18 protein-coding genes are annotated in these 20341 nt (G+C 71.1%); 8 read left to right on the top strand and 10 right to left on the bottom strand.

What is annotated here, in order from left to right; translation table 11 throughout:
* The first annotated feature begins 3 nt into the window (after positions 1–3).
* The gene (locus tag ISP_RS31160) at positions 4–447 is read left to right on the top strand and encodes an SRPBCC family protein (RefSeq protein WP_013227869.1); all 444 of its coding nucleotides are present in this window, start codon (positions 4–6) and stop codon (positions 445–447) included.
* 42 nt (positions 448–489) lie between these two features.
* On the opposite strand, the gene ISP_RS31155 is transcribed toward ISP_RS31160, so the two are convergent.
* Positions 490–1902 (bottom strand): DHA2 family efflux MFS transporter permease subunit, encoded by a 1413-nt coding sequence (locus tag ISP_RS31155; protein WP_013227868.1) that lies wholly within the window; start codon positions 1900–1902, stop codon positions 490–492.
* 105 nt (positions 1903–2007) lie between these two features.
* On the opposite strand from ISP_RS31155, the gene ISP_RS31150 reads away from it, so the two are divergent.
* Complete coding sequence (locus ISP_RS31150) at positions 2008–2409, top strand: winged helix-turn-helix transcriptional regulator (protein ID WP_013227867.1); 402 nt, start codon at positions 2008–2010, stop codon at positions 2407–2409.
* Positions 2410–2507: 98 nt separating this feature from the next.
* On the opposite strand, the gene ISP_RS31145 is transcribed toward ISP_RS31150, so the two are convergent.
* Complete coding sequence (locus ISP_RS31145; protein WP_013227866.1) at positions 2508–3854, bottom strand: C4-dicarboxylate transporter DctA; 1347 nt, start codon at positions 3852–3854, stop codon at positions 2508–2510.
* A gap of 155 nt (positions 3855–4009) precedes the next feature.
* Between ISP_RS31145 and ISP_RS31140 the strand changes: the two genes are divergently transcribed.
* From ISP_RS31140 to ISP_RS31130, 3 genes are all read left to right on the top strand, one after another.
* Positions 4010–5584: an ATP-binding protein gene (locus ISP_RS31140; RefSeq protein ID WP_013227865.1), complete on the top strand. Its 1575-nt coding sequence runs from the start codon at positions 4010–4012 to the stop codon at positions 5582–5584.
* The gene (locus tag ISP_RS31135) at positions 5581–6249 is read left to right on the top strand and encodes a response regulator (RefSeq protein ID WP_013227864.1); all 669 of its coding nucleotides are present in this window, start codon (positions 5581–5583) and stop codon (positions 6247–6249) included. Before ISP_RS31140 ends, ISP_RS31135 begins: the two co-directional genes overlap by 4 nt.
* Before the next feature lie 93 nt (positions 6250–6342).
* Positions 6343–8091 carry a M64 family metallopeptidase gene (locus ISP_RS31130; protein WP_013227863.1) on the top strand — a complete coding sequence of 583 codons (1749 nt, stop codon included), beginning with the start codon at positions 6343–6345 and terminating at the stop codon, positions 8089–8091.
* Here ISP_RS31130 and ISP_RS31125 read toward each other — a convergent pair whose 3' ends face one another.
* The 8 genes from ISP_RS31125 to ISP_RS31090 are packed head-to-tail and all read right to left on the bottom strand — an operon-like array spanning position 8092 to position 17995.
* Positions 8092–9459 (bottom strand): beta-N-acetylhexosaminidase, encoded by a 1368-nt coding sequence (locus ISP_RS31125; protein WP_013227862.1) that lies wholly within the window; start codon positions 9457–9459, stop codon positions 8092–8094.
* Between the two features lies 1 nt (position 9460).
* A complete protein-coding gene (locus ISP_RS31120) occupies positions 9461–10309 on the bottom strand; it encodes a carbohydrate ABC transporter permease (RefSeq protein ID WP_013227861.1) in 849 nt (282 codons plus the stop codon).
* A complete protein-coding gene (locus ISP_RS31115; RefSeq protein ID WP_013227860.1) occupies positions 10300–11247 on the bottom strand; it encodes a carbohydrate ABC transporter permease in 948 nt (315 codons plus the stop codon). The genes ISP_RS31120 and ISP_RS31115 overlap by 10 nt, the downstream gene beginning before the upstream one ends.
* Entirely contained in the window at positions 11247–12521 is a 1275-nt protein-coding gene (locus ISP_RS31110) for an extracellular solute-binding protein (protein ID WP_013227859.1), read from the bottom strand. The genes ISP_RS31115 and ISP_RS31110 overlap by 1 nt, the downstream gene beginning before the upstream one ends.
* Before the next feature lie 25 nt (positions 12522–12546).
* Positions 12547–13674: a lactonase family protein gene (locus tag ISP_RS31105; protein ID WP_013227858.1), complete on the bottom strand. Its 1128-nt coding sequence runs from the start codon at positions 13672–13674 to the stop codon at positions 12547–12549.
* Positions 13675–13716: 42 nt separating this feature from the next.
* Positions 13717–15105 carry a GntP family permease gene (locus ISP_RS31100; protein WP_013227857.1) on the bottom strand — a complete coding sequence of 463 codons (1389 nt, stop codon included), beginning with the start codon at positions 15103–15105 and terminating at the stop codon, positions 13717–13719.
* A complete protein-coding gene (locus ISP_RS31095) occupies positions 15102–16697 on the bottom strand; it encodes an N-acyl-D-amino-acid deacylase family protein (RefSeq protein WP_013227856.1) in 1596 nt (531 codons plus the stop codon). The genes ISP_RS31100 and ISP_RS31095 overlap by 4 nt, the downstream gene beginning before the upstream one ends.
* Positions 16697–17995, bottom strand: coding sequence for an amino acid deaminase (locus ISP_RS31090; RefSeq protein WP_013227855.1), 1299 nt, complete (start codon positions 17993–17995; stop codon positions 16697–16699). The genes ISP_RS31095 and ISP_RS31090 overlap by 1 nt, the downstream gene beginning before the upstream one ends.
* A gap of 151 nt (positions 17996–18146) precedes the next feature.
* On the opposite strand from ISP_RS31090, the gene ISP_RS31085 reads away from it, so the two are divergent.
* The 3 genes from ISP_RS31085 to ISP_RS31075 are packed head-to-tail and all read left to right on the top strand — an operon-like array spanning position 18147 to position 20220.
* Entirely contained in the window at positions 18147–19082 is a 936-nt protein-coding gene (locus ISP_RS31085; protein WP_230468962.1) for a sugar kinase, read from the top strand.
* A complete protein-coding gene (locus tag ISP_RS31080) occupies positions 19079–19837 on the top strand; it encodes an IclR family transcriptional regulator (RefSeq protein ID WP_013227853.1) in 759 nt (252 codons plus the stop codon). Before ISP_RS31085 ends, ISP_RS31080 begins: the two co-directional genes overlap by 4 nt.
* A complete protein-coding gene (locus ISP_RS31075) occupies positions 19837–20220 on the top strand; it encodes a RidA family protein (RefSeq protein WP_013227852.1) in 384 nt (127 codons plus the stop codon). The genes ISP_RS31080 and ISP_RS31075 overlap by 1 nt, the downstream gene beginning before the upstream one ends.
* The last annotated feature ends 121 nt before the right edge of the window (positions 20221–20341 follow it).

Raw genomic sequence — 20341 nt, 5'->3', positions numbered from 1 at the left:
AGCATGACGGGTGCGCGCTACCGGTTCCGCAGCTCGTGGCTGCTGCCGGGCACCGTGCCCGAGCGGGTGTTCGACGTGGTCACCGACCTCGCCGGCTACCCGAAGTGGTGGTCGGACGTCCGCGCGGTGCGCCGCGTGGACGACGACACCGCCGAACTTGTTTGCCGGTCCCGGCTGCCGTTCCGGATCGTCGTCCGGATGCACCGGGACCACCAGGACGAGCGCACGGGCCTGATGCGGGTCAGGCTCAGTGGCGACCTCGACGGGACCCTGGCGGGAGCGGTCCGCGCGGCGGGCGCGGGCACGCTGCTGGAGATCACCCAGGACGTCCAGGCCCGTAAGGAGTTGCTGCGGCGCTTCGACACGGTGGCCCGGCCGCTCTTCCGCGCGAACCACGCGCTGATGATGCGGCGGGGCCACCGTGGGCTTTCGGCCTACCTCGCGTGATCAGAACGCCGACACGCGTGATCAGAACGCCGACACGCGTGATCAGAAGGTCAACTCGCGTGATTGAAGGGTCGACACGGCCGGGGGTCGGCGGGCCAGGACCACGCCGCCCAGCGCCACTGCCGCGATCAGGAAGCCCGCGCTGACCCCGTACGCCAGCCGGAATCCGGCCGCCAGTGCCTCGCGGTGGTCCAGTGCGCTCAGGCTCTTCGTGCGGGAGGCGGCCACCGCGGCCAGTACCGCCGTCCCGACCGCCGCCCCGGCCTGCTGGGTCGTGTTGATCAGGCCCGACGCCACCCCCGTGTCCGCGGCCGGGACGTCCGCCATCGCCAGGCCCATCAGCGCCGGGATGGCCGCGCCGGCGCCGAGGCCCATCAGCAGCAGCGGCGGCAGGACGTCCACGAAGTAGGCACCGTCCACCCCGACGCGGGTGAGGAGCAGCAGGCCCGCGATCACCAAGCCCAAGCCGGTCAGCAGCACCGCCCGCGGGCCGAACCGCGCCGCGAGCTTGTCCGCGAAACCCAGCGAGGCCACCGCGATCACCAGCGGCACCGGGAGAAACGCGACGCCGGTCTCCAGCGCGTCGAGGCCGAGCACCTGCTGCAGGTACAACGCCGTGACGAACTGGAAGCCGAGCATCCCGGCGACCATCAGCACCATCACCACGTTCGCGCCGGCCACCGCGCGGATCTTGAACAGCCGCAGCGGCAGCAACGGCGTCCGCGCCTTCGCCTGCCACACCGCGAAAGCCGCCAGCAGGCCGACGGCCGCGACGAGCGCGCCCCAGGACGACGCCGAAATGCCGTACACGCCGAGCATCACCGCGGCGGTGACCAGAACCGCGCCGAGCACGTCCAGTCCGTCCCGCAGGCCGGTGCCGCGGTCGGCCTCGACCACCCGCACGGCCAGCAGCAGCGCCGCCACGCCGATCGGCAGGTTGACGGAGAACGTCCAGTGCCAGCTCAGCGCCTGCGTCAGCGCACCGCCCGCGATGAGCCCGATCGACGCGCCCGCCGCCTGCGTGAAGCTGTACACGCCGATCGCCTTCGCGCGAGCCCGGGGCTCGGGGTACATCATGACGATCATCCCGAGCACCACGGCCGACGCGAGCGCGCCGCCGACGCCCTGGGCGAACCGGGCCGCGACCAGGACGCCCGCGTCCGTGGCCAGACCGGCGATCAGGGACGCGACGGTGAACAGGCCCAGGCCGCCGAGGAACACGCGGCGGCGGCCGAGCAGGTCGCCGAGCCGTCCGGAGAGCAGCAGCAGGCCGCCGAAGGCGACCAGGTAGGCGGTGAAGACCCAGGAGAGCCCGGCGGAGGTGAAGCCGAGGTCGGCCTGGATCGCGGGCAGCGCCACCGCGACGATGCTGCTGTCGAGCACGACCATCAGCGAGGCGGCGCACAGCACCGCCAACGCGAGACCGCGGGAGCGGGTGGGGTGGTTCTCGGCCATGGTAGGCCCCTCCAGTCGAGAGTTCCCCCTGGTCGTCGCCAGGGCACTTCTTGTAACAGTGCCCATCATGTGTGACCATGGGTGCCCGCGTAAGGAGGCACTTCCATGTCCCAGGGGAACATCGGTGTACCTGTCCAGGTCACCGAGATCGACCCGGAGAAACTCGACGTCTGCACGGTGCTGGAGGTGATCAACCGGATCAGCGGCAAGTGGGCGATCGGCATCCTCCTGGAGGCCATCCGGGGTCCGGTGCGCTTCACCGAGCTGGAACGCTCGGTCGCCGGCATCAGCCGCCGGATGCTGACCCTGACCCTGCGCAACCTCGAGAGTGACGGCCTGCTGGTCCGCACGATCTACCCGACCGTCCCGCCGCGCGTGGAGTACGAAGCCACGCCGATGGCGAAGGAGCTGTACCAGTCGCTGAGCGGCCTGCTCGGCTGGGCGGAGCAGCACCGCGAAGACATCGCCGCCGCCCGCCTCGTCTACGACGGCCAAGCCACCGGCTGAAGACGTGGAACGGGCCGCGGTGCGAGGTCGGGGGTCTCGCACCGCGGCCCGCGGTGGTTCGTGCTCAGCGGGGGCAGTGAGCACGAACGTTCAGGGGGTCAGGCTTTCGCCGCCACTTCTTCGGGTTCGGGTTGCCGCTCCTCGTCGATCAACGTGGCCTCGTCGAAGGGGGCGTTCCCGGCGAACACGCGTTCCGCCTGTTCGCGGTCGAACTCCTTCGTCCAGTTTCCGATGAGGACGGTCGCGACGGCGTTGCCCGCGAAGTTGGTCAGCGCGCGGGCCTCGGACATGAACCGGTCGATGCCGAGGATGAAGCCGACGCCGTTCACCAGTTCCGGCCGGTGCGACTGCAGGCCGCTGGCCAGGGTCGCGATGCCGGAACCGCTGACGCCGGCCGCGCCCTTCGACGCGATGATCATGAAGACGAGCAACCCGATCTGCGAGCCGAGCGACAACGGTTCGTCCTGCGCCGCGGCGATGAACAGCGTCGCCATGGTCAGGTAGATCGCCGTGCCGTCCAGGTTGAACGAGTACCCGGTGGGCACGGTGATGCCGACGACCGACTTGCCGACGCCGAGGTGCTCCATCTTCGCGATCAGCCGCGGCAGCGCCGATTCCGACGACGACGTCGAGAGGATCAGCAGGAACTCGCGGCCGAGGTAGCGGAGCAGGTGCCAGATGTTCACCCGCGCGCCGAGCCACAGCACCAGGCCGAGGACGACGAACACGAACACCAGGCAGGTCACGTAGAAGCCGATCATGATGACCGCGAGGCTCTTCAGCGCCGCCCAGCCGGTCGCGCCGACCACCGCGGCGATCGCGCCGAACGCGCCGATCGGCGCGGCCCACATGATCATCGCCAGGACCCGGAACACCAGCCGCTGGATGTGCTCGACGCCGCGCAGGATCGGTGCGCCCTTCGGGCCCAGCTTCTGCAGCGCGAAGCCGACGAGCAGCGCGACGAGCAGGGTCTGCAGCACCTGGCCTTCGGTGAAGGCGGACACGAACGTCTTCGGGATGATGTGGAGCAGGAAGTCGACCGGGCCGTCGGTGCCGGTGGCGGACTTCTGCACGCTCTTCACGTCGGCGGGGTTGAGGTGCAGCCCCTCGCCCGGGTGCAGGATGTTGCCGACGACCAGGCCGATGGCGAGCGCGAAGGTCGACATCACGATGAAGTAGACCAGCGCCATGATGCCGACCTTGCCGACCTTGGCCGCCTTGGCGACCGAGCCGACACCGATCACGATCGTGCAGAAGATGATCGGCGAGATCATCATCTTGATCAGGTTGACGAACCCGTCGCCCAGTGGCTTCAGGCCCTTGGCGAAACCGGGGAAGAGAAAGCCCACCAGGATCCCGAACAGGACCGCGACGATCACGGCCAGATACAGGTAGTGGGTCTTGTCGCGGCGGCGGGGCGCCGCGTCGGGGGTCGGTGTAGGCACCGTTGCCTCCAGCTAGGGGTGTTCAGGTTGCGGCACACTGTAGGCCGAGTTCGGTGATCCGGCTCACTTGTGTTCATTGAGTTCGTGTGATGATCGACCGTCCGGTTCGGACACCGGGCGGGCGCGTGTGCTGGTATGAGGAGGTGCCCCCGACGTTGCGGTCCCATTGGAGCCTGGCGCGCCAGCTGCTCGTGCTGCAGCTCGTCGTGCTCTGCGTGCTGGCCGGCGCCGGGATCACCTTCGCCTACCTCGACGCGCAGCAGGCCGTGGACCAGAACGCGCGCGACCAGGTCCGCACGGTCGCCTTGACGGTCGCCGACGCGCCCAGCGTCGCGGCGGCGGTGGGGACGCCGAACCCGAGCGCGACGCTCCAGCCGTACGCGCTGCGCGTGCAGGACCACAGCCACGTCGACTTCGTCACGATCATGAGCCCGGCCGGGATCCGGTACACGCACCCGACGCCGTCGCTGATCGGGCAGCACTACATCGGGACCATCGCCCAGGCGCAGCGGGGCGCGGAGTACACCGAGACCTACACCGGCTCGCTCGGCCCGTCGGTGCGCACGGTCGTGCCGGTGTTCGACGCCGGCCACCGGGTGATCGCGCTGGTCGCGGTCGGGATCACCGTCAAGGCGATCTCGGCCGAGCTGCGCGAACGCCTGTGGCCGCTGTTCGGGGTCGCGGCCGCGGTCCTGCTGGTGGGCGCGCTCGGCGGCTGGCTGATCAGCGCCCGGCTGCGGCGCCAGACCCGGGGCGTCGCGCCGGACGAGCTGAGCAACCTCTTCGAGTACCACGAAGCCGTCCTGCATTCGGTCCGCGAAGGTGTGCTGCTCGTCGGCCGGGACGGGCGGATCGGCCTCTGCAACGACGGCGCGCGCACGCTGCTCGGCCTCGGCACCGACCCGGTGGGCCGCGACCTGGCGACGCTGGGCCTGCCGGACGGGCTGGCCGAAGCGTTCACGTCGGCGGAGAACCGGGCCGAGGAACTGCACCTGACCGACTCGCGCGTGCTGCTGGTCAGCACGACCGCCGTCCGCTCGGGCGGGCGCTCGCAGGGCACCGTCGTCGTCCTGCGCGACCACACCGAACTGCAGTCGCTGACCGGTGAGCTGACCACCGCCCGTGGCCTCGCCGAGGCGCTGCGGTCGCAGGCGCACGAGGCGGCGAACCGGCTCCACACGGTCGTTTCCCTCGTCGAGATCGGCAAACCCGAGCAGGCCGTCGAGTTCGCCACCGCCGAACTCGTGCTCGCGCAGGAACTGACCGACCGGGTCGTCGGCGCCGTCGCCGAGCCGGTGCTCGCCGCCCTGCTGCTGGGCAAGGCGGCCGAAGCGAGCGAGCGCGGGGTCGAGCTGACCGTCACCCCGGACACCGTGATCGACGACGTCTCGCTCGGGATCGAGGCCCGCGACCTGGTGACGATCCTCGGCAACCTGATCGACAACGGCCTCGACGCGGCCGTGCGCGGCGGCGGCAAGCCGTCGGTCGTCGTCACCGCGCGCACCGGCGAAGACGGGCTGCTGCTGCGTGTCGCCGACACCGGGCCCGGCGTGCCCGAGGACGCCGACGTGTTCCGCCGCGGCTGGTCGACGAAGGCGGAGGACGGCCACGGGCTCGGGCTCGCCCTGGTCGGGCAGGCGGTGCGCCGCTACGGCGGCACGGTCGAGGTCGGCCGGGAGGGCGGCGCCGTGTTCACCGTGCGGCTGCCGCGGCAGGAGGCGGGCCGGTGATCCGCGTGCTGGTGGTGGAGGACGAGCCGGTGGCCGCGGAGGCGCACCGCGTCTACGTCGAGCGGCTCCCCGGGTTCGCGGTGGCCGGCGTGGTCCACTCCGGCGGCGACGCGCTGCGGTTCTGCGAACGCGAGCCGGTCGACCTGGTGCTGCTGGACTTCTACCTGCCGGACACGCACGGACTGGCGGTGTGCCGGTCCCTGCGCGCGGCGGGGCTCCCGATCGACGTCATCGCGGTGACGTCGGCGCGCGACCTCGCCCTGGTCAAGGCGGCGGTGTCGGTCGGTGTGGTGCAGTACCTGCTCAAGCCCTTCACGTTCGCGACCCTGCGCGAAAAGCTCGAGCGCTACGCGGAATTCCGCGACGCGTCCGGCGAGGTCACCGGCCAGGCGGAGATCGACCGGGCCCTCGGGGCGTTGCGCACGACCGAGCAACCCCCGCTCCCGAAGGGCATGAGCGTCCAGACGCTGGAGGCGATCACCGACGCGCTTTCCGGCGCGGCGGAGGGACTTTCGGCCGGCGCGGCGGCCAGCGCGATCGGCGCCTCCCGCGTGACGGCGCGAAGGTACCTCGAGTACTTGGCGGACAACGGCATGGCCCACCGCGAGCCGCACTACGGCCAGGTCGGCCGCCCGGAAGTCTGGTACCGGCTGAGTCGCGTATAACGTTCTATACTTCTCAGCTGGCGACTTCTGGCGGTTCCGGCGCCGCATTCCGTGCGGTACACCAGGAAGATCGCCGACCAGGGGAGTGCCGCCATGCGGAAGTGGGCCGGGTTCGTCGCCGCGCTCGTCTTGACCGCCGGGATCGCCGTCCCGGCCCAGGCCGCCGAGCCGGCCGCCACCGTCACCGAGGTCCAGGTGACCGGACCGGTCGCGCAGCGGTTCAACCTCGTCGTCCTCGGGGACGGCTACACCGCCGCCGAACAGCCGAAGTTCTTCGCCGACGTCGAGCGGCACGTCAGCACCCTGTGGTCGCTCGAGCCGTTCAAGTCCTACCGCAGCTACTTCAACGTCTACGCCGTTTCGATCGCCTCGCCCGAGTCCGGTGTGGACTGTGACCCCGGCCTGGCCGCGCCGCGGCGCGACACCCCGCTGGACATGGGTTTCTGGGGCGGCTGCAACCCGCAGAGCGTCCAGCGGCTGCTGACCGTCGACGACGCGGCCGCCCAGCGGTACGCCGACCTGGTGCCCGGTACTTCCGCGGCGAACCGGCAGATCCTGGCGATCGGCAACAGCAGCACCTACGGCGGCGCGGGCGGCACCTACGCCACGGCGTCCGGCGGGAACGCGTTGTCGGCGCTGATCTCCCCGCACGAACTGGGCCATTCGCTCGGTGGTCTGGACGACGAGTACGACTACTACGCCCGCAACGTCCCGGGCGGTGCGTACGAGGGCGGCGAGCCGGACTCGATCCACCACACGCTGCTGACCGAACAGCAGATGCGCGCCCAGCACGCGAAGTGGTGGCGCTGGCTCGGCGAACCCAGCGAGTCCGGTGGCACGATCGGCCGTTTCGAAGGCGGGCTCTACACCCAGACCGGGGTGTGGCGGCCGAGCAGGCACTCGATGATGAAGACGCTCGGCTACGCGTTCGACCAGGTCGGCCGCGAACGGATGACGCAACGGATCGCGGCGAAGGTGCCGCTCGTCAGCGGCGGCACCCCGGCCGGGACGATCGGCGCCGACCGCGTCGTGTGGCTACGCTCGATGCACCCGGTGAGCCATCGCCTGGACGTCCGCTGGGCCCTCGACGGTGTCCCGGTGCGCGGTTCCGACGCGCTCGACCTGCGGCAACTGCCCGTCAAGCCGGGCAAGCACACGCTGACGGCGACGGTGACCGACCCGACGCCGTTCGTCCGCGACCCGGCCGCCCGCCCGTCGGCGACCCGCACCTGGACGGTCGACACGGCGGTGGCCACGCCGCCGGCCGGCGGCCCGGCGGTGGTGGCGTCGACGACGGTTTCTCGCCCGGTCGGCGGCCACGACGTGGTCTACGTCGAAACCGGCGAGCCGACCGGCTCGATCCCGCAGGTCGCCTGGGCGCTCGACGGCCGGTTCGCCGGAACCGGCTCCGACTTCGCCCTCGACGCTTCCCGTGGCGCGCACACGCTCACCGCGACGACCGGCGGCACGACGCTGACGTGGACGGTCGACGCGACGGGCCCGGAGACGACGGCGGAGCTGCCGGCGGGCACCGTGTACCACGGTTCGTTCACGATGCGCTTGAAGTCACCGGACGGAATGCCGGAGTTCCGCGTCGACGGCGACGGCTGGCACAAGTACTACGGCTGGCCGACGGACCCGAACGCGCCGTACCTGTTCACCCCGCGCGGCACGGAGATCGACGGCTTGGCGTACGGCAACCTGGGTGACGGCGGGCTCACGATCTCGCCGTTCGCCGACCGGAAGCCGGGATACGGCCGGCACCGGATCGAGTACCGGTCGATCGACGCGGCGGGGAACGTGGGCCCGACGAAATCGGTCACGGTGACGCTGCTGCCGTGATCAGCGCGGCCGGCCCGGCACCCCCGGCCGCGTCTGCCAGGGGTGCGGCCCGTCCAGCGGCCGGTACTCCACGCCGAGCGCGTCCAGGCGGGGCAGGTGGTGGTCCCGCAGCCGCGGCAGGAACTCCGCGTACTCCCGCGGCCCCGTGCTCCACGCCACCTCCGCGAACGCCGACAACCGCGGGAACGCCATGTAGTCCACCCGCCGGACGCTGTCCAGGTGTTCGCTCCACACCTGCGCCTGCACCCCCCGCAACCGCGGGCCGCTCAGCGCCGGCTCGTACGCGTAGACGTCCTCCAGCGTGTGCACCTCCCCGACCGGGATCGGCTCGTCGGGATGGTCGGACTGCCGGTGGTCCAGGTACACGTGCTGCTCCGGGCACAGCACCACGTCGTGCCCCGCCGAAGCCGCCCGCAGGCCCGCGTCTTCGTTGCGCCACGCACCGATCACCATCGGCGGGAGGCCGTCGATGTCGAGGACTTCGTCCCAGCCCATCGGGGTGCGGCCGCGGGCCACCAGGTACTCCGCCAGCTGTCGCACGAACGCGCGGTGCTCGTCGGTCGCGCCCGGCGTCTCGTCGCCGCCCAAGGCGATCACCTTCGACGGGAAGATGTCCAGCAGGTGGTCGAACACCTGGCGGAAGAAGTCCAAAGCAGACGGAGACGGTGACAGCAGCGAAGTGCTGATGCCCCAGGCGGTCCAGACTTCGTAGGACGACGCTGTCCCCAGCGCGGGGTAGGCCGCCAAGGCCGCCCGCGCGTGGCCCGGGATGTCGATCTCCGGCACCACCGTGATGGCCCGCGAAGCGGCGTAGGCGACGATCTCGCGCAGGTCGTCGCCGGTGTAGAACCCGCCGTGCGGACGCCCGTCCTGCACACCTCCGCTGCCGGCCATCGACGACGGCCGCCAGCCGCCCACCGACGTCAGCCGGGGGAACGCGGGGACCTCGAAGCGCCAGCCCTGGTCGTCGGTGAGGTGCAGGTTCAGCACGTTCAGCTTGTGCGCGGCCAGCAGGTCGACGAACCGGAGCACCTCGGCCTTGGTCCGGAAGTGCCGGGCCACGTCGAGCAGACACCCGCGCCAGCCGAACCGCGGGTGGTCCTCGACCACGCCGCACGGCAGGGACGAAGGTGCGAACCCGGCCACCCGGAACGCGGACGGCCCCGCGAGCTGCCGCAGCGTCTCCCGGCCGTGACACTCCCCGGCGAAATCGGCCGCCTCCAGGACCACGCCGGCCGGGGAAACGGTGAGCCGATAGCCCTCCGCCGGCAGGGCGCCGGTCCGGACGTCCACAGTGGACGGACAGGGGCACGAACCCGGCGCGGGCGTCACCGAAACCGGGCGGGGGAGCAGGGTGTCGAAAGCCATGTCAGCCCTTCACGGCGCCGGCCATGCCGGACACCAGCCGTCGTTGGACGAGGACGAAGAACACCAGCACCGGGATCGTCATCAGCGTCGACGACGCCATCACCGCGCCCCAATCGGTGTCCTCCGGCTTGAAGAACACCAGGATCGCCTGCGGCAGCGTCTGGTTCTCGGTCTTGGAGACGATGAACGTCTTGGCGAAGAGGAAGTCGTTCCAGGCGTGGATGAACGCGAGCACGCTGACCGCGACCAGCCCGGGCGCCACCAGCGGGAACAGGATCTGCCAGGTGAACCGCATCCGGGACGCGCCGTCGAGAGCCGCTGCGTCCTCCAGCTCCACCGGCACCGCGGCGACGAACCCGCGCAGCATCCAGATCGCGAACGGCAGGCTGAACGCCAGGTGCACCAGCACCAGCGAACCCAGTTCGTTCAGCCCGAAGGCCGGCACGACCCCGCCGATCTGGCGCATCAGGAAGAACAACGGGATGGTCAGCGCCTCCACCGGCACCATCTGGGCGACCAGCGTCATCACCAGCAGCACGGTCCGGCCCTTGAAGGAAAACCGCGTCAGAGCCACCGCCGAAAGGAACGACAGCAGCAGCGACAGCGCGACGACGACCAGCGCCACGAGCAGGCTGTTGACGAAGTACCGCCCGAAGCCCGACACCGTGAGGACGCGCGAGAAGCTGTCGAACGACGGGCTGAACGTCCACGGCTTCGGGTTCGCCGACTGGATCTCACCCGGCGGCTTCACCGCCGACAGCAGCATCCAGTAGAGCGGGAACGCGACGATCCCGGCGATCACGACGGTGACGACTTCGGCGATCAGCCGCCCCGGACGCTTCACAGCCATGCTTCGCTCCGGCGCTGCGTCCGGACGTACAGCCCGGTGACCGACAGCAGCAACAGCGTCATCACGACTCCGATCGCCGAGCCGAGGCCGTACTCCTGCCCGGCGAAGGCCTGCTGGTAGGCGTAGACGTTGAGGACCAGGTTGCGTCCGGCCACGCCGCCGCCGTTGGTCATCACGTAGATCTGGGTGAACACCTTGAAGTCCCAGATGATCGACTGGACGGTCGCGATCATCAGCAGCGGCCGCACCATCGGCAGCACGATCGTCCACGTCGTGCGCCACGCCGAGGCGCCGTCGAGCGACGCGGCTTCGAGCACCTCGTCCGGCACCCCCTTGATCCCGGCGTACATCGTGACGAGCACGAACGGGAACGAGCACCAGATCACCTCGGCCGCGACCAAGCCGAAGGCGTCGAGCGTGCCGAAGGTCCACGAGTGGTGCTCGAACGGCAGCCCGAGACCCGACAGCACCTCGTTGACCAGGCCGAAGTCGGTGTCGAAGAGGAACAGCCAGACGTAGGAGCCCGCGATCGCCGGCGTCGACCACGCGCCCAGCGCGGCCAGGAACAGCAGCGTGCGGGGCAGCGAACGCACCCGCGAAGCCAGCACCGCGAGCCCGGTGCCGACGATCAGCGAACCGGCGACGCAGGCCGCGGCGAACCCGACCGTCTTGCCGAGCACGGTCCAGAACTGCGCCTGGGACAGCAGCTCGGCGTAGTTCGCGAAGCCGAGGAAGACCAGCGGGGCGTTGCCCGCGGCCTGTGGCTGGCCGTAGTCGTAGAAGGAGATCAGGACCAGCTGGTAGATCGGGTAGGCCAGCAGCGCGGCGAGCAGGACGCCCGCCGGGGCGAGGTAGAGCGCGGCGGCCCGGCCGTCCCCCTTCCGCCTCGGCCGCCGCGCGGGGGCCGTGACGGAAGGGGCTTCCTGGACCGTCACCACTAGCCGAAGGCCTTGTTCATCGCCGCGGCCGCGTCCGCCAGCGCCGCCGACGGGTCCTTCCCGCCGGTGGCGATCTGCTGCACGGCCGTCGGCAGCACGTTCTGGCTGTCGATCTTCGACCAGGCCGGCGTCGCCGGGACGAACTTCGTGCCCGCCTTCAGGGTGTCGACGAACGGCTTGAGGAACGGGTCGTTCGCGGCGAGCTTCTGCTGCACGGTGCTCAGCGTCGGCAGGTTGCCCATCGCGGCGTACATCTTCTCCTGGTACTTCGCGCCGCCGAGCAGCTCGACGAACTCCAGCGCCAGGCTGCGGTGCTTGCTCGCCTTGAACACGCCCAGCAGGTTGCCGCCGGCGAAGGCGGGCGCAGTGCTCCCCACAGTCAGGCCCGGCAGCGGCACGACGGCGTACTTGCCCTTCACCGCACCCTGCTCGACGGCCTTGCGGTTGAAGTCGCCGCCGATGGTCATCCCGGCCTTGCCGCCGGCGAACGCCGTGACGCTCTGCGTGCCGGTCAGGTTGGCGCACTGAGCGGGCGGGCAGATGTCGTCCTTGAGCAGGTTCGCGTACTGCGTCACGCCCGCCTTGGCCTGCTCACCGGTGACCGTCGACGTCCACTTGCCGCCCTGCTCCTGCGCCAGCTCCCCGCCGTTGGCCCAGAGGAAGGGCAGCATCGCGTAGGTGTACTTGCCGCCGACGGCGATGCCGTAGAGGTCCGGCTTGGCGGTGCGGATCCGGCGGGCGGTGTCGGTCAGCTCGGCCAGCGTGGCCGGCGGCTTGAGGCCGAGTTCGGTGAAGACGTCGGTGCGGTAGTACAACGCGCGGATGCCGGTGTACCAGGGCAGGCCGTAGGTCTGGCCGCCGGACTTCGCGGTGTCCAGCACGGTCGGGATGAAGTCCTTGCTCTCGGGCCACGCCGCGAGGTCGCCGGTCAGGTCGGCCAGCGCCCCGGTGGCCGCGTAGTTCGAGACGTCCGTGTTGCCGAACTCGGCGACGTCCGGGGCGTTGGCCGGGTCGTTGAAGGCACCGGAGAACTTGTCGGCGCGCCCTTCGACCGGCACCCACTGGACGTCGACCTCGACGCCGGCGTGGGCCGCCTTGAACTCGGCGATCGCGTCCTTGACCGCGGCTTCTTTCGGGGCGCGGCCGGCTTCGTCGAACAGCCACACGCGGACGGTGCCGGTCTTGTCGTCCGCGCCGCCGCCCGCGGGTGCGGACTGGGTGGGCGCGCAGCCGGCCAGCAGGGCCAGCGCAGCGACGAACGGCAGCAGTCTCATGGGGTGCCTCCAGAGGGACCTGAACTCAGGCGAAGTAGACGGAGTTGACGCTTCCGATGGCGAGCTGACCGGCGGGCGCTCCCGGCAGGCCGGTGGCCGCGTCGCGCGGCAGCCAGGTGACGGTGCCGGAGCGCTGGTTCGAGACGTAGAACCAGTTCTCACCCGGGTCGAGGGTCACGTGCCGCGGCCAGTTGCCGCCGGTCGGCACGGTGGACACCAGCTCCAGAGTGGCCCCGGAAACGGCGAACGTGGCCAGCGTGTTGGGCCCGCGGACGGTGGCGTAGGCGAACTTCCCGTCCCTCGACAGGATGATTTCGCCCGGGTACAGCTCGCCGGTGCTGCCGGCGGGCACGGCCGGGACGACGGAGAGCGCTTTCAGCTTCCCGGCCGCCGCGTCCCAGCTCGCGACCGTCACTTCCGGCCGCAATTCCTGCAGGATGTAGGCGAACTTCCCGGTGCGGTCGAACGCGAGGTGCCGCGGCCCGGCGCCGGACGGCAGCTTCAGCTGCTGGTGCAGCGAAAGCTTCCCGGCGGCGAAGCCGTAGACGTACACCGAGTCGGCGCCCAGGTCGACCGCCAGGACCCAGCGGCCGGTCGGGTCGTTGACGACCTGGTGGGCGTGCGCGTCCCGCTCGGCGCCGTGGTGGGTGACCAGGTCGGTCGCCGCGCCGAGCTTGCCACCGGCCAGGATCGGCAGCACGACGACGCTGCCCGAGCTGTAGTTCGCGGCCAGCACGTACTTCTGGCTCGAGTGCACGCTCAGGTGCGTCGGCGCGCCGCCCTTCGACGAGACCCTATTGAGCAGCTTCGGTTTCCCCGGGTCGGCGAGGCTCAACGCCGAGACGTACCCGGCCGGGTCGCCTTCGTTGGTGACGTACAGCGTCTTGCCGTCGGCGCTGCGGTCGAACCACGACGTGTCGGTGATCCCCGGGATCGTCCGGACCACCGACAGCGCCGCGCCCGAACGGCCGGCGACGTCGAGGCCGTGCCCGGTCGCCCCGGTCGTGTAGCTGCCGATGTACACGCCTGCGTCGGCGAAGCAGCCCTTCTCCGTGGTGGCCGCACCCGCCACCTGCGTGCCGAGGACGGTGGCGGCGCCCGCGCCGGCCGCGGCGCCGAGGAACGTGCGACGGGAAAGTCCGGTCATCGTCATTGTCTCCCAACGGGTTTCGGCGGTGACAGGCTCCAGTATGGTCTAGACCACGGCCATGAGCAATGCCGAAGCCCCGAATCCGGAAAGGGAAAGCACGGTTTCCAGCGCGGTCCAGGACTTGAGCGTCTGCGGCACGGTGAGGTTGAAGTACCGCGAAACGATCCAGAACCCGCCGTCGTTGACGTGCGAGGCGATGATCGAGCCGGCCGAAATCGCCATCACGAGCAGCGCCAGCTGGATCTGCGAATACCCGAGCTGGGCCACGGTCGGGGCGATGATCCCGCTCGTGGTCACGATGGCGACGGTCGCCGAACCCTGCGCGATCCGCATGCCGCAGCTGATCACGTACGCCGCGAGCAGCACCGGCAGCCCGGCGTCGTGCAGCGAGTCGGCCACCGCCTTGCCGATCCCGGTCGCCGAGAGCACCGCGCCGAAGAACGCGCCCGCGCCGACGACCAGCAGGATCATCGCGACCGGCCGCAGCGACTTCGCGGCCAGCTCGTTGAGGTCCTTGCCGGTGAACCCGCGCCGCAGGCCGAGCAGCCAGGACGCGAGGAGGACGGCGACGGTCAGCGCGACGGCCGGGGTGCCGATGAACGCGGCGACGCCGGCGAGCGCGGAGCCCTTCGGCAGCCAGATGCTGCCGAACGTGCCGGCCAGGATGAGCACCAGCGGCACCGCGATGATCGAGGCGACCAGCCCCAGCGACGGCGGGTTCTCCTCACGCTCGCCTTCCTCCTCGGCGAACACCATGTCCTCGGGCACGTCGACCACGATGCGCTTGCCGATCCAGGTCGAGTAGAGCACGCCGCCGATGAGGAACGCCGGGATGCCGCAGGCCAGGCCCATCAGGATGATCCAGCCGAGCTCGACGTGCAGCAGCCCGGCCGCGGCCACCGGGCCCGGGTGCGGCGGCAGGAAGGCGTGCGTGATCGACAGGCCGGCCAGCAGCGGCATCGCGTACAGCACCAGCGACTTGCCGCCCTGCTTCGCGGCGACGTAGACCAGCGGCGCCAGCACGAAGATGCCGATGTCGAAGAACACCGGGATGCCGAAGATGAACCCGGCGACCCCCATGGCCAGCGGCGCCCGCTTCTCGCCGAACGATCGCAGCAGTGCCCCGGTGAGCACCTTCGCGCCGCCCGAGCGTTCCAGGATCGACCCGAGGATCGTGCCGAGCCCGATGATCGCCGTGATGTGCCCGAGGATGCTGCCGAACCCCTTTTCCAGCAGGGAGTCCGACGCCTTCTGGGCCGACCCGACGATGGTGCCGACCGGCAGGCCCGCGGCCAGCGCCGTCAGCAGGCCGACGACGATCAGCGCGATGAAGGGTTCCAGCTTCAGCTTGATGATCAGCACCAGCAGGACGGCGATCGAGACGGCGGCGAGCGTGAGCAGCCCGCCGGTGGTGTGTTGCAGCCAGTGGATCATCGGGTTCTCCCGGGATTGCGCAGGGAACCACCGGCGAGGGCGCCGGTGGGACGACCGTCGTCGAGGGCGGCGACGCCGTTGACGAACACGTGGGTGAGGCCCGTGGCGGGTTGCCGCGGATCTTCGAAGGTGGCGGTGTCGGTGATCGTTTCGGGGTCGAACAGCACCAGGTCCGCGGCGTACCCGGCGCGGACCAGCCCGCGGTCGGTCAGCCGCAGCCGCCGCGCGGCCCGCCCGGTCAGGTGGGCGACGCACTCGGCGAGGTCCAGCACGCCCAGTTCGCGGACGTACCGGGCGAGATAGCGCGGGAACGTACCCCACGCGCGCGGGTGCGGCCGGGCGCCGACGAGCAGCCCGTCGCTGCCCCCGGTGTGCGTGGCGTGCCGCATGATGGCCTGGACGTTCTCCTCGTGCCCGACGTGCATCAGGCACGACGTCCCGAGCCGTTCGTCGAGCAGGGTGTCGAAGTAGAGCTTCGCCGGTTCGGTTCCTTGTGCGCGGGCCGACGCGGCGACGCTGTGCCCGACGAGGTGGGCGTTGTGCTCGTGGCGGACACCGTTGATTTCGATGGCGTCCCAATCGATCGGGACGCCGTGCGCACCGTCCGAACCGGACTCCTCGATCGCGGCGCGGATCCGCTCGCGTTCGTCCACATCGGACAGTCGGGCGAGGGTGGCGTCGAGCCCGCCTTCGGTGGCCCAGCTCGGCAGCAGGGCCGAGAGGTAGGTCGCGCCCGGCAGGTACGGGTAGGTGTCCAGGGAGATGTCGCAGCCGTCGTCGAGCGCGTCGTCCAGCAGCTTCAGCAGGTCGGGGGCCTTGCCCTTGTTGACCGAGAAGTTCATCGTCGCGTGGGCCAGGTGCAGCGGGCAGCCGGACCGCCTGCTCACGTCGATCATCTCGGCGAACGCCTCCAGCGCGCCCTTGCCGTAGCTGCGGTGGTGCGGGCTGTAGAACCCGCCCAGCTCGCCGACGACCCGGCACAGCTCGACCAGCTCGCCGGTCTCCGCGTACATCCCCGGCGTGTAGGTGAGACCGGACGACATCCCCATCGCACCCTCGGCCAGGCCGGTCGCGACCAGTTCCTTCATCCGGGCCAGCTCGGCGTCCGTGGCGGGCCGGTCGTCCCAGCCGACGGCGAGCATCCGGACCGTGCCCTGCGGCACCAGGTAGGCGGCGTTGACGGCGATGCCCCGGTCGAGGCGGTCGAGGTACTCGCCGACCGAACGCCAGTTCCAGTCGAACCCCGGCGGGTCGTCGTTCCAGCCCGCGAGCTGCTGCCGCAGGGCTTCGAGCACGACGTCGTCGACGGGCGCGTAGGACAGCCCGTCCTGGCCGAGGACTTCGGTCGTCACGCCCTGGGTGATCTTGGCCGGGTGGTCCGGGTTCGCCAGCAGCTGCAGGTCCGAGTGCGAGTGCATGTCGATGAACCCGGGCGCGAGCACCAGGCCGTCGGCGTCGATGTTCCGGCGCCCGGCCAGCGACCCCGCTTCGGCGACACTGGCGATCCTGGCCCCGGTGATCCCGACGTCGTGCCGCGTGATCGCGTCGCCGGTCCCGTCGGCGACCAGCGCGCCGCGGAAGACGACGTCCATCAGAACCACGTCCGGACGTAGTCGACGACGGTCTCGCCGTCGGCCGCGGTCACCGGCAGCAGCGGCCACTTGTCGAACACCGTGCACGGGTGGGAGAGCCCGAGCCCGATCCAGTCGCCGACCTCGACCGGCGACCCCGGCGGCAGCGCGAGGAAGGCGTGCTGGTCGTTCAGCTTCGTTACCGCGTGGCCTTCGAGGGGTTCGGCGGGGCCGTCCGGGGTGCGGCGCAGCTGCGGCTCGGGCAGGCCCTCGTCGAAGGACGCGTCGCGCTTGCCGAGGGTGAGCAGGGCCAGCTCGTCCGACGGCTTCGACGTCACCTGCGCCCACGCCCGCAGCGCCGGCCGGAACGCGTCGACGCCGTCGATGCGCGGGTGGTCGCCGAGCGGGGAGATCTCGCGGTAGAACCCGTCGTCGTGGGTGAGGTACGCGCCGCTGCGCAACACCGGCAGCACGTCGAGGCCGTCCGGCCACGGTTTCGTCAGCTCGTTCGCCACCTGGTCGAAGTAGGCGCTGCCGCCGGCGGTGACGACGATCTGCCCGTCGAGGAGTCCCTTGTCCGCGAACGAGATCGCCAGGTCGCGCAGACCGTCCACATAGGAGCTGATCTTGGCGAGGGCGGCTTCGTCGGTGCCGTGGGACAGCGCGCCTTCGTACCCGCCGGTGCCCCGCAGCCGCAGCACCGGGCTCGCCTGGATCGCCTCGGCGACCGCCAGCGCGGTCGCGGTGTCGCGGACGCCGGTGCGGCCGCCGTCGGCGCCCAGCTCGACCAGGACGTCCACCGGGCGCCCGGCGCCTTCCAAAGCCGCGGTCATCAGCTCGACGCCGCGGACGGAGTCGACCCAGCAGAGGAACTCGAAGTCCGGGTCAGCCCCCAGTTCGGCGGCCAGCCAGCGGAGACCGGCCGGGTCGAGGAGCTGGTTGGCCAGCAGGATCCGGGACACCCCGAAGGCGCGGTAGATCCGGAGGTGACCGGCGTTCGCGCAGGTCACGCCCCACGCCCCGTGCTCGATCTGGCGCGCGAACAGTTGCGGTGCCATGGTCGTCTTGCCGTGCGGGGCGAGCACCACGCCGCGGGCGGCGCACCAGGCGGCCATCGTCCGCAGGTTGTGTTCGAGCGCTTCTTCGTCGAGGACGACGAAGGGGGCGAAGAACCCGTCGGCGAACAGGTTCAGCCGGCGGTCCGCGGCTTCGGCGAGCGTGAGCCCGGTCAGGGCCGGAGCGGCCGAGCGGAAGCGCCAGTCGATCCGCTCCTGGCGGAGCGTGTCGAGCGCGGCGGGGTCCAGCAGGCAGGGTTTCATCGGCGGCGACCTCTGTTGCGTATGTTGCAACGACTGTTGCGCATTTTGAGTGCCATAGGTGTAGCATCCGGGTCGCCACAGGTCAACGGGGTGAAGGGCAGGGAGACGGAAAGTGACGAGCGGGCCCGAGGTGCTGTGCGTGGGCGAGTCGATGGCGCTGTTCGTGCCCGCCGAACCCGGCCCGCCGGACGAGGTGAAGCACTGGGTGCGCACCATCGGCGGCGCCGAATCGAACGTGGCCTGCAACCTGCCGACGCTGGGTGTCCGCAGCGGCTGGGTGAGCGCGGTCGGGGACGACCCGTTCGGCCGGGCGATGCTGCGGGAGGTCGCTTCCCACGGCGTCGACGTCAGCGTGTGTTCCGTCGACCCGCTGCGCCCGACCGGGCTCTACGTCAAGGAGAGCGGCGCCGGCGGCAGTCCCGTGCGCTACTACCGGACGGGCTCGGCCGCGTCCGGGATGGGCCCCGCGCTGCTGGATCGGCTCGACCTCGACGGCGTCCGCGTGCTGCACCTGTCGGGGATCACGCCCGCGCTGTCGGACAGCTGCCTCGCGCTGGTGCGCGCCCTGCTGGAGATGCCCCGCGGCGACCGGCTGATCTCGTTCGACGTCAACCTGCGGCCCGCGCTGTGGGCGGGCCGTGACCCCGGCCTGCTCGCCGAGCTGGCCGCTCGGGCGGACATCGTCCTGACCGGCGACGACGAGGCCCGGCAGGTGTGGGGGACCGGCGACCCGGTCGAGCTGCGCGCACTGCTGCCGGGGCCGCGCACGCTCGTGGTCAAGCACGGCGAGCGCGGGGCGACCCTGGTCGAAGGCGAGCCGCTGTTCGCACCGGCGCTGAAGGTCGACGTCGTCGAGCCGGTCGGCGCCGGCGACGCGTTCGCCGCCGGGTTCCTGGCCGCGACCCTGCGCGGCGCCCCGCCCCTGGAACGGCTGCGACAGGGCCACCTGCAGGCCGCCGTCACCCTGCTGACCCACGACGACGTCGGGGTGCCGCTGCCGCGCCCGGTCGTGGATACCCTGCTGCGGGCGGACCCGGACGAGTGGCGTTCGGCGCGGCTGACCGGAGAGGGCGTGGTGCTCACGTGAGTCAAAGCCTGGACCGCGCCCTGACGTTGCTGGGTTCGATCGCGCAGGACGCCCGCACCCTCGACGACCTGGCCGACGAGATCGGCGTGCACAAGTCGACCGTGCTGCGGCTGCTGCGCACCCTCGAACAGCACCACTTCGTCCGCCGCGAAGGCGCCCGGCACTACCGGTTGGGCAGCGCCATGTTCGACCTCGCCAACCAGGCTCTGGATTCCTTCGACGTCCGGCGCAGCGCCCAGCCCGCGCTCGCCGCCCTCAACGCGCGCACCGGGCACACCGTGCACCTGGCCAGCTACGAGGACGGCGAAGTCGTCTACATCGACAAGTTCGAAGGCCGGCACTCGGTGCGGATGTACTCGCGCATCGGCAAGCGCGCGCCGCTGCACTGCACCGCGGTGGGGAAGGTGCTGGTCGCGGCGATGCCGGTGGCGCGGCGCGAGGAGATCGCGCGGTCGATCGAGTACCCGGTGCGGACGCCGAACACGATCACCACCCCCGAGGCCTACCTCGCCGAACTCGACCGCGTGGCGCAGCTGGGGTACGCCGTCGACAACGCCGAACACGAGGACTTCATCCACTGCATCGCGGCGCCGGTGCGGGGGACGGGCGGCGAAGTCCTGGCCGCCGCGTCGATGTCGGTGCCGAAGGTGCTGCTCGACTACGAAGGCCTGCTGGCGCTGGTGCCCCAGCTGCGGGCCGCCACGAAGGAAGCTTCCGTCCACAGTGGATGGACGGAGAACGGAAAGGGGCACTGATGAGCAAGACGGCAGTTTCCACCGAGAACGCGCCGAAGCCGCCGGCGAAGTTCTCGCAGGCCGTCCGCAAGGGGAACCTGCTGCAGGTCGCCGGCCAGGTCGCCTTCGACCCGGCCACGAACGAGATCGTCGGTGCCGACGTCGCGGGCCAGACCCGGCAGACGTTCAAGAACATCGAAGCCGTGCTGACGGCGGCGGGCTCGAGCCTGGCCGACGCGATCATGGTCCGGGTGTACCTGACCGACACCGCGCACTTCGCGCCGTTCAACGAGGTGTACGACGAGCTGATCGGCGACGCGCCGCAGCCCGCCCGCACGACGGTGTACGTCGGCCTCCCGGGCGAGCTCCTCGTCGAGATCGACGTGCTCTGCGTGCTGGACTGAGCTTGCGGCGGGGCGGGTGGTGCCCCGCCCCCCCCCCCCCCCGCGGCCGCGCGTGTAGGCCGTGAGCGCGGGGTGCCCCCCGCGGTGGGGGGGGCGCCACTTCGAGGCCATGGCGATTTAC

Origin of the sequence: Amycolatopsis mediterranei (assembly GCF_026017845.1) — a bacterium.
GTDB lineage: Bacteria > Actinomycetota > Actinomycetes > Mycobacteriales > Pseudonocardiaceae > Amycolatopsis > Amycolatopsis mediterranei.
This window is presented reverse-complemented; position numbering and strand designations above follow the sequence as displayed.